Raw genomic sequence first — 8,869 nt, forward strand, 5'->3', positions numbered from 1 at the left:
AGGCCCGGCGTTGCGGGGCGGGCCGAGGGCAGTCCAGGGATTTTACCGGTCGCGGGCAGGCCGTGCGAGCGCGTATGGATTCAAGCGTTCAAATGGCGGGCCAGGTTGGCCGCAAAGCGCTCGACGCTGCCGGGCGCCTGGGCGAAGAACAGCGAAGGTTCGGTCAATTCCAGTTCCAGCAATCGCGGGTTGCCGGCGTCGTCCCGGATGAGATCGATGCGGGCATAGGGCAGCGGCTGGTCGAGCTGCAGCAGCTGTTGTACCGCCGACAGGACGTTCTCGGCCAGCTGGCGTTCGGCCGGGTCCGCCTCCCGCGGAGTTATGTCGCCGCTGGCATGGGGCGTTGCGGTGGCGGGCTGATCGCGACGCAACAATGCTCCCTTGCCGATCGCATGGCTGAACTGGCCGTCGAAATAGATCAGGGCGGCTTCGCCAGCGCTGTCGACCGAGCGTAGGTAGGGCTGCAGCATCGTGCTACGCCCTTGCTCCAGCAGGTGGGCGATATGGTTGCCGGCGGCGAAATCCTGGGTGCGCGAATAACGCTGGGTGTCGCGCGAACCCGCGCTGACGGCGGGCTTGACCACGAATTCTTCGGCAATTTCCGCCGCCAGGAAGGCCTGCAAAGCCTCGAGCGGCTCCGCCTCCGGTTCGACGAACACGGTGGGCACGACCGGCATTCCGGCGGCCTCCAAATCGGCAAGATAGTGTTTGTCCGTATTCCAGCGAACGACGGAAAGCGGATTCAATAGTCGTGTGGATCGCTGCACGCGATCGCACCAGCCTAGGAATTCCACCAGGCGTTCGGTGTAGTCCCAGGGAGAACGCAGCAGGGCAGCATCGAAGCGGCGCCAGCTGACGGTAGCGTCGTCCCAGGCGACGACACGGACATGCAGACCGGCCCGTGTGCAGGCTTCGAGCAACGGAGCAAGGTCGTCATCATGCCCGGTGGCGGCGATGGCGGTGACAAGGGCAAGTGTTTTCATGGTTTCAGTTTAAGGGTGGTTGCGGCCGCCAGTGGGTATTGGCCGAAAGTACCTGTGTGCGTCGCGGGCGGCCGGTTAAAATGGCCGACAATTTCCCGAACGGATAAGGTCATGGTCGAAGCGGTCGCCTCCTCGCCTTCGCGCAGCGGAGCCAAGAGCAAGCTTTATCCCAGCGCCGACGCGGCCCTGAAGGGAGTCGTCGCCGACGACCAGATCGTGGCGGTGGGCGGATTCGGGCTTTGCGGCATCCCCGAGGCCTTGATCCTGGCCCTGCGCGACAGCGGGGTCAAAGGCCTGATCGCTATCTCCAATAACGCGGGTGTGGACGGCTTCGGGCTGGGGCAGCTGCTCTCCACGCGGCAGATACGCAAGATGATTTCTTCCTATGTCGGCGAGAACAAGGAATTCGAGCGTCAGTACCTTTCCGGCGAACTGGAACTCGAATTCAACCCACAGGGCACCCTGGCCGAACGCCTGCGGGCGGGTGGGGCGGGCATTCCCGCGTTCTTCACCCGCACCGGCTACGGCACCATCGTGGCCGAGGGCAAGGAAACGCGCGAGTTCGACGGCTTCCAATATGTGATGGAAACCGCGCTGAAAGCGGATGTGTCGCTGGTGAAGGCCTGGAAGGCCGATACCGCCGGCAACCTGGTCTACCGCAAGACCGCTCGCAACTTCAATCCGGCCGTGGCCACCGCAGGCAAGGTATGCGTCGCAGAAGCGGAAATCATCGTCGAAGTGGGCGAACTGGATCCCGACCAGATCCATACGCCCGGCATCTACGTGGACCGGCTGGTGCACAACCCCCTCCCTGAAAAGCGCATAGAGAACCGTACCGTGACCGGAGGAACCCGCTGATGGCCTGGACTCGTGACGAGATGGCCCAGAAGGCCGCGCTGGAGCTGACCGATGGCGCTTACGTGAACCTGGGCATTGGCCTGCCGACCCTGGTGGCCAACTACATACCCGAGGGTATGGATGTATGGCTGCAGTCCGAGAATGGATTGTTGGGCATCGGGCCTTTCCCGACCGAAGACGAAATCGATGCCGACTTGATCAATGCCGGCAAGCAAACCGTCACCGCACGCAAGGGCGCCAGCTATTTCGGCAGCCACGACTCCTTCGCCATGATCCGCGGCGGCCACATCGACCTGGCCGTGCTGGGCGCCATGCAGGTCACCGACAAGGGCGACCTGGCCAACTGGATGGTCCCCGGCAAGATGGTCAAGGGCATGGGCGGCGCCATGGATCTGGTGGCCGGGGTCAAGCGCATCGTGGTCCTGATGGAGCATGTGGCGAAGGATGGAAGCCACAAGATTCTCCCTGAATGCGATCTGCCGTTGACCGGTGTCGGGGTAGTGAATCGGATCATTACCGACCTGGCGATATTCGATGTGACGCCCCAGGGGTTGGCGCTGGTGGAATCTGCCGAAGGAGTGACGCGAGGCGATCTGGAGGCTAAAACCGGCGTCGGCTTCACCTGAAAGCACGAATAGACCCCACGCTGGGCAACCTGTATAAGGCCAAAATGCGCCGGGGTAACCGCGACCCGCCTCACTATTGTTACTTGAGGTCGCGGGTTATAGTTTGGCATCAGGGGCTATAAATTCAGTCGGGTTGAGGATTCTCATGAAGTTTCGCGTAGGCGCTTGCGCTCTATTGGTATGTCTGGCCGGCTGCACTGCCGAAGCTCCTAATACGAAGTTCGGCGATCAGAAAGGCGCGGCTTCGGCGAACGGGCGTACCGCCCAGCGACTCCCATCGGTACAGGCAGGGCGCCAAGCTTCCCGGTCGGTCGCCAATGCCCCGGATCACGGCGAACTGATCAGCTACAAGAACAAAGGCGCCGCGATCAAGCGTGAAGGCGCTTATACCTGGTACCCGGTAGCGATCAGCGAGGCGCACGCTCTTAAAGCCGTTGTTGATGGCGTCATGTCCATCCCTTCTCCCGATGGTTCGCAGGTGAAGGTGCGTTACGAGCGCCACGTCGAACATCCCGATGGTAACTGGACTTGGATCGGTCGCGTCATCGGCGGCGATCAGAAACAGGAAGCCATCCTGACCTTCGGTGAAGACGCGGTCTATGGCTCAATTCCGCAGATGGCGGGCGCGCCACTCAGCTTGCAGACCCGCGGCGGACAACTGTACGCAGTGCAGACCGACCTTTCCAAGGTCAAGAATCCGAACAGTCGAACCGATATGATGGTGCCGCCGGCGCTGGCGCTGCGCTCCGCGCTGCTGAAGTCAGCCCCTAAAGCGCAGGTGTCGCAGTCGGCGGTTGAAACCAAGGCTGCTTCGGCCGCCAACACGATCGATATTGTCATCGGATACACCGCAGGATTTGCAACTGCGCGGGGCAGTCAGTCCGCGGCGGTCACACAACTAGTCTATCTGGTTGACGTCGGCAATCAGGCATTCACGAACAGCCTGATCACTGGCGCGCTGCGCATAGTGAATACCGTACAGGTCAACTATACGGATACCACGACCAACAAAGCCGCACTAGGTGAGCTTACCGGCTATAACGGAACCGCGACTGTGCCGGTTCCGGCATCGCTGGCGCCGATCCGGACGGCCCGCGATCAATATGGCGCCGATCTGGCGGTCTTGGTCCGCAAGTTCCAGACCCCGGAAAACGATGGTTGCGGTATTGCCTGGTTGAACGGATCCGATCAAACCGCGATCGATCCTGCGACCGACGATGATTTCGGATTCGCGGTAATCAGCGATGGCAATGACACCGGCACCGATGGCAACGGTTATTTTTGTGCTCCGGAAACCATGGTCCACGAACTTGCCCATCTGATGGGCTCCGCCCATGATCGCGACAATTCCAAGAAAGACGATGGAAGTCTTTTGTACGGCCGTTATCCCTACTCGTTCGGCATGAAAACGACGGAGGCCAACGGCAATTTCTACACCATCATGGCTTATGGAGATAACAATCAGAATTTCTACCGGACGTTCTCCAATCCGTTGGTCTTGAAATGTGGTCCTGCCGGCAGCAACCTGGCTTGCGGCGTGGCGAACCAGACCGACAACGCGCGCAGCTTGAATCAGACCATTCCGGTCGTCGCCACCTTCCGCAATACGGTGGTTCCGATCGCAGGTAAAGCCCGGAACGATATCAATGGCGATGGAAAATCGGATCTTATTTTCCGTAACGCCTCTGTCGAGCTGGTGGGTTGGTGGGAAATGAATGGGGCTGTCGCTACCAATAAGCGGAATCGATCCGTGAGCAGCGCTTATACCTTGGGCGCGACGGGAGACTTCAACGGCGACGGAAAAGCTGATTTGGCGTGGACCAATTCTGCCCGCCAGCTCATCATCCAAACGAGCACGGGTACCGCGCTCAATTCCACAGTGGTTACGAACGACTTCGGCGCCGGTTGGACTCTGGTAGGTGCGGGTGACATCAGTGGTGATGGGAAATCGGACTTGATCTTCCGTAACGCGTCTGCCCAGTTGGTCAGCTGGTGGGAGATGAACGGCACGACGGTCACCACCACTCGTAGTCGGTCCGTTAGCAGCCCCTATACACTGACTGCGACCGGTGATTTCAATGGGGACGGACGTACTGATCTGGTGTGGACCAACGCGGCGCGCCAGCTCATCATTCAAATAAGTACCGGTGCCGCCCTCAATTCGGTAGTAGTCGTAAATGACTTTGGCGCCGGTTGGACGTCCATTGGTGCAGGCGACATAAGTGGAGATGGCAGGGCGGATTTGATCTTCCGCAATGTGGCTGCCCAGCTGGTTGGATGGTGGGAAATGAACGGTACGACCGTCATCACCACCCGGAGCCGGGCGGTAAGCACCCCATATACCTTAAGCGCGACGGGTGACTTCAACGGAGACCAGAAAACCGACCTGGCTTGGACCAACGCATCGCGCCAGCTCATCATCCAGACGAGCACCGGTACCGCCCTAAATTCCACGGTTGTCACCAATGATTTCGGAGCCGGTTGGAGTTTGTTGAACGGCGGGCGCTAGGGGGTTCGTTCCTTCAGCTGAGCAGTGGTCTATGCGCGGAAGTGGAGAACATCCCCTTCCGCGTCACGCCTTAGACTTGGCTGATTTAAAGCGTCAGTAGCAATTGAGAAGCACGGCCTACTACGCCCCAGTGCGCTGATAGATGAAAAATGATGTCGGCTGCCCACGGTCAAAACGTACCGGCGGTGGTAGATTGCTCTCTTCATCCGTTAGCCGCTTGAACTCGGGAAAGCGTTTGGCAACATCCGCTGCGCAATCGCGATGCCGCACGTGGGGCGTGCCGGTGGAAGGCATGTCCACGCTGGTGGAATAGATGATCACGTAGTCGGTTGAGGCCGCGAAGAGTCGGGCCAAGTACTGGTCGTACACCGCATCTTCGACAAGATGGAAAATCACATCGAGAGATAGCGCGAGTTGCGCTTTTTCATCCGCATACTCATCGAGTAAAACGAAGGTCTTGCCGGCGTCACCGGCGTACATCTTCCTGCATTGCTCGACAATGGTTTTGCTCACGTCCACGCCGGTGTAGCGCAGAATGTCGAACATCGCCAATTGGTAGCCGTCGCCGCAGCCGAACTCGATAATCGAATTTACTCGATGGTTTTTTATGAAGCGATTGAGGACTTCGGCCTTGTATTCCGCGTTCACGCCGCGCGAGCCCTCTCCGGAATTGCCGCCGATCCGATAGCGTGTTTCCCAGTAACCGCGCGAGTCCTTGAATCCTAGCAGCGGAACTATGCGGCCTAATAGCGAGCGAATCTTGTCCATTGGGTAAATTCCTGTCGTTGACGATAGCCTGTTCAGTCGGATTTCTTGATCTGACGGGACAAAATGATACTACCGACGAATATCAGTAGGTCGGCGGTCACGGTTGAGATTCGCGACATTATGGAAATCGCGAGGATGGTATCGGCAGGGTAGGTGCCGTTGAGGATCACTGCCAGTGCGGCTTCACGTACTCCCAGGCCGCCGGGCGCGCCTGGCAGAAGGAAGCCTGCCATCCATGAGAGGGAGTAAGCACCTGTGAGCAATACCAGGTCGTTCGCGCTGGGCTGCATGATCGCAGTCGATATCACCCACAATGCCACGCCATTCACCAGATATATGGCGGTATAGGAAGGCAGGGCAGAAAGTGCCGCAGGCCAGGAGGGAGTCGTCCTGAACAGCCACCGCAGCGCTGTCGAATGGACGTAGTGCGCACGTTTGCGCCACTCATTGATGAGTGCAAGCGCGAGCAACCCGGCCATGATCACGCAGGCAAACACGACATCCATGCTGACGTGAATGCCCAGAAGAGCAAATCTAGAGCTGGGAAGCTGAAGATCGGGCAGCGCAAGGAAGCCGATTGTTCCCAGGAGCAGTGCGGCCAGGCACGCCAGTGCGCTTTCTTGGAAGATGGACACGATCGTAGTGCCTGCTGGCAGGTCGAGCATGGTCCGGGCCAGAGCGACGCGGCCTACATGATGTCCAATGTTGCCCGGCAGATACTTGGCGATCTGGGTCATGCAGAAAACACGGGCGATCGGCGCCCAGGGCAGTGGATGAGACATGTGGGCCAAAAGGGTGCGCCAGCCGGCCACAGAAAAGAATACGGTCGTCGCGAACACTATTGCGGCCGCGAGGATCCGGACCAGCGACTGGTTGGACGACCAGTTTATCGCGCCATGGAAGTTGACCGATGTGTAAGCGAAATGGGCTAAGTACAGCAAGGAAGCCAGGAAAAAAAGCCAACGCAACAAGGCGTAAGCGATACGTCGTCTAGTCATGAGGAGCGGCCGTTTCGGTCTCATGCGATGTTCGCGCGGCGGATTTTCCTGGCTGCAGTTTGCGCGCCACCATGAAATAGCCCAACGGGAATCGGGGCGCAGAAGCGCGGCGGGCCTTCTGCCAAATTCCAGTGCGCGACAGTGCGATTAGCATTTTCTGCCATGCGATGGCGATGGGAGTGCCCACACCCGGGATCAGGTTGATGGCCTTTGCAATGAGATCTCCGAACACCTCGCCAAAACCGCCGATTTCCTCCAACTCAAGTACTTCCATGTTGGCGAGGGCTGCAAGGCGCTGCAAGGAGTATCGCGTGTGCCGGTAATAATCATTCGGCACTTCGTGAAGCATGTAGAGGAATGGCGTGTTTAGTATCAGCTTGCCGTTGGGCTTCAGAAGGCGGCCCATCTCGCGAAAAGCCAACACGGGATCCGGCAAGTGCTCGATTACGTCCGAGGACAATATAGTGTCGAACTGCGCGTCGTCGAATGGAAGAGGTTGGGACAGATCGCAAAAGGTATCGATGTGTAGGCTGCTATGCGGTGAGCCGGGCCAGTCCACACAGACGTTGTCGGTGACATGCGCTCGGTATGCTTCATAGAACGGTACCTTGCCGCAACCCAGATCAAGGAGCCTGCCGCCAGTGTGTTTGTCCAACGCAGGCTGATAAGCATCGACAATGAGCTGAGCGATCAGTCTGGAGGATGGTGCCAATTCCCTGGTGTCGCGGGAGGGGAACAAACGGCCCTTGCGCATCGTGTACTTCGACGGCTGCCAGATTTCGCTATTTTTCATTCGCAAGGTCCGATTTGTGCAACCTCAACCGTGCTGGCCGGAAGAGTGCGCATGCAGCTGGCCACCATGGCCGGAAAAGCCTGCTCATGGCGCGAGAATGCATTCCGGTTGCCTCGGTTCATCCCTTAGAACTGCCAGGGTCCGTGTTGCGACCAGTTGCCAATTGTAGTTCTCGGCGAGATGTTTCCGGGCACCTATCGCGAACGACTGGCGCTCTGCCTCTGACCAGCACGCGATGCTGTTTAGTTGGTTTATCCAAGCGTGTGCGTCAAGGGGCGGCAACAAGAAGCCGGTGATCCCATCGGCGATCGCATCGGGTATTCCACCGCAACGCGAAGCTACCATGGGCGTGCCGACCGCAGGAGCTTCCAGTGCGACCAAGCCAAAACCCTCGTCCTGTTCTGTGGGAGCTGGCGGGATGTTGGGCATGATGCAAGCCATTACCGAGGAGCGTAGTGCAGGAAGGTTCTCATAGGCGACCGTGCCGAGATAACGGACACGGGGTTGCCCCCGTAGGACTGCATGTTCTGCTTCGTCCCAGATCTGGCCTGCAACGAGCAACTCATAGCGTTGATCCAAGTGCGGCCATACTTCTCTGATGAACCAGGACAGGCCCTTGTATCTAATAAGTCGGCCCGTGAACAACAACTGCAAATTCCGCGCTTGCCCATCGGATGGTTGGATGTTTTGCAGCTGGGTAGCCAATGGGACTACGAAGACCGGTGAAATCGCGTGGAGCAAAGCTTCCTCGCGGATAGCATGGCTGTTGGCGATGGCCGCATCCAGGCAGCGACTGGCTACGATCACACGCGAAATAAGCCGGTAAACATTGGCGAGCATCGACTGCTTGCGCATGAAGTACAGGTCATTGCCATGCAGGCTGACAACAGTGCGCACTCTGCCGAAAGTCGCCATCTTGGCTACAAGCCCAAGGCTTGCGATGGCATAGTCGCCCAGCAGTATGGCGTCGTAACGCCGGGCCTTCATTAGCAACAGCCAGCAGGTTGAAAAGAAAAAAGCTGTGATTTGCCGGAGTGTAGGCCTACCGAGATGGTCATGAGCCGGCTTGTGCAAATCAACTTCTGCGTTTGCCTGATTAAACGCATCAAACAAACATTTGGAATAGGTTTCCATCCCGCCCACCGAAGGCGGATACTTGCGTGTGATGAACAGCACCCTTTTTATGTTCGATGACTTCAAAGTGCCATTTCCAGTTCTGGCAACAACTTGAACAAGTCCCCGACCAGTCCGATATCAGCGATCTCAAATATCGGCGCTTCGGCGTCTTTGTTGATCGCTACGATAGTGCCAGCGTCCTTTATGCCAGTCAGGTG

Annotated in this window: 8 protein-coding genes and 1 pseudogene; 3 read left to right on the plus strand and 6 right to left on the minus strand. The window is 58.4% G+C overall.

Annotated elements, in window-relative coordinates:
• Positions 1-80 precede the first annotated feature (80 nt).
• Entirely contained in the window at positions 81-983 is a 903-nt protein-coding gene (locus tag J2W94_RS18055) for an ATP-grasp domain-containing protein (RefSeq protein WP_310096389.1), read from the minus strand.
• Positions 984-1,094: 111 nt separating this feature from the next.
• Between J2W94_RS18055 and J2W94_RS18060 the strand changes: the two genes are divergently transcribed.
• The 3 genes from J2W94_RS18060 to J2W94_RS18070 all read left to right on the plus strand — a co-directional run bounded on the left by J2W94_RS18060 (position 1,095) and on the right by J2W94_RS18070 (position 4,976).
• On the plus strand, positions 1,095-1,841 hold the full coding sequence (locus tag J2W94_RS18060) for a CoA transferase subunit A (RefSeq protein WP_310096391.1): 747 nt from the start codon (positions 1,095-1,097) through the stop codon (positions 1,839-1,841).
• On the plus strand, positions 1,841-2,467 hold the full coding sequence (locus tag J2W94_RS18065) for a CoA transferase subunit B (protein ID WP_310096393.1): 627 nt from the start codon (positions 1,841-1,843) through the stop codon (positions 2,465-2,467). The genes J2W94_RS18060 and J2W94_RS18065 overlap by 1 nt, the downstream gene beginning before the upstream one ends.
• Before the next feature lie 145 nt (positions 2,468-2,612).
• On the plus strand, positions 2,613-4,976 hold the full coding sequence (locus J2W94_RS18070; RefSeq protein WP_310096395.1) for an FG-GAP-like repeat-containing protein: 2,364 nt from the start codon (positions 2,613-2,615) through the stop codon (positions 4,974-4,976).
• 120 nt (positions 4,977-5,096) lie between these two features.
• On the opposite strand, the gene J2W94_RS18075 is transcribed toward J2W94_RS18070, so the two are convergent.
• From J2W94_RS18075 to J2W94_RS18095, 5 genes and pseudogenes are all read right to left on the minus strand, one after another.
• Positions 5,097-5,744 (minus strand): class I SAM-dependent methyltransferase, encoded by a 648-nt coding sequence (locus J2W94_RS18075; protein WP_310096397.1) that lies wholly within the window; start codon positions 5,742-5,744, stop codon positions 5,097-5,099.
• A 32-nt stretch (positions 5,745-5,776) separates the two neighbouring features.
• A complete protein-coding gene (locus J2W94_RS18080) occupies positions 5,777-6,742 on the minus strand; it encodes a YbhN family protein (RefSeq protein WP_310096399.1) in 966 nt (321 codons plus the stop codon).
• Positions 6,735-7,535 carry a class I SAM-dependent methyltransferase gene (locus J2W94_RS18085; RefSeq protein ID WP_310096401.1) on the minus strand — a complete coding sequence of 267 codons (801 nt, stop codon included), beginning with the start codon at positions 7,533-7,535 and terminating at the stop codon, positions 6,735-6,737. Before J2W94_RS18085 ends, J2W94_RS18080 begins: the two co-directional genes overlap by 8 nt.
• An 84-nt stretch (positions 7,536-7,619) precedes the next feature.
• On the minus strand, positions 7,620-8,735 hold the full coding sequence (locus tag J2W94_RS18090) for a glycosyltransferase family 4 protein (RefSeq protein ID WP_310096403.1): 1,116 nt from the start codon (positions 8,733-8,735) through the stop codon (positions 7,620-7,622).
• Positions 8,732-8,869: pseudogene (locus J2W94_RS18095) on the minus strand (electron transfer flavoprotein subunit alpha/FixB family protein); the annotation flags it as partial. The pseudogene J2W94_RS18095 and the gene J2W94_RS18090, both read right to left, overlap by 4 nt.

The organism is Pseudoxanthomonas sacheonensis (assembly GCF_031455975.1).
Taxonomy (GTDB): domain Bacteria; phylum Pseudomonadota; class Gammaproteobacteria; order Xanthomonadales; family Xanthomonadaceae; genus Pseudoxanthomonas_A; species Pseudoxanthomonas_A sacheonensis_A.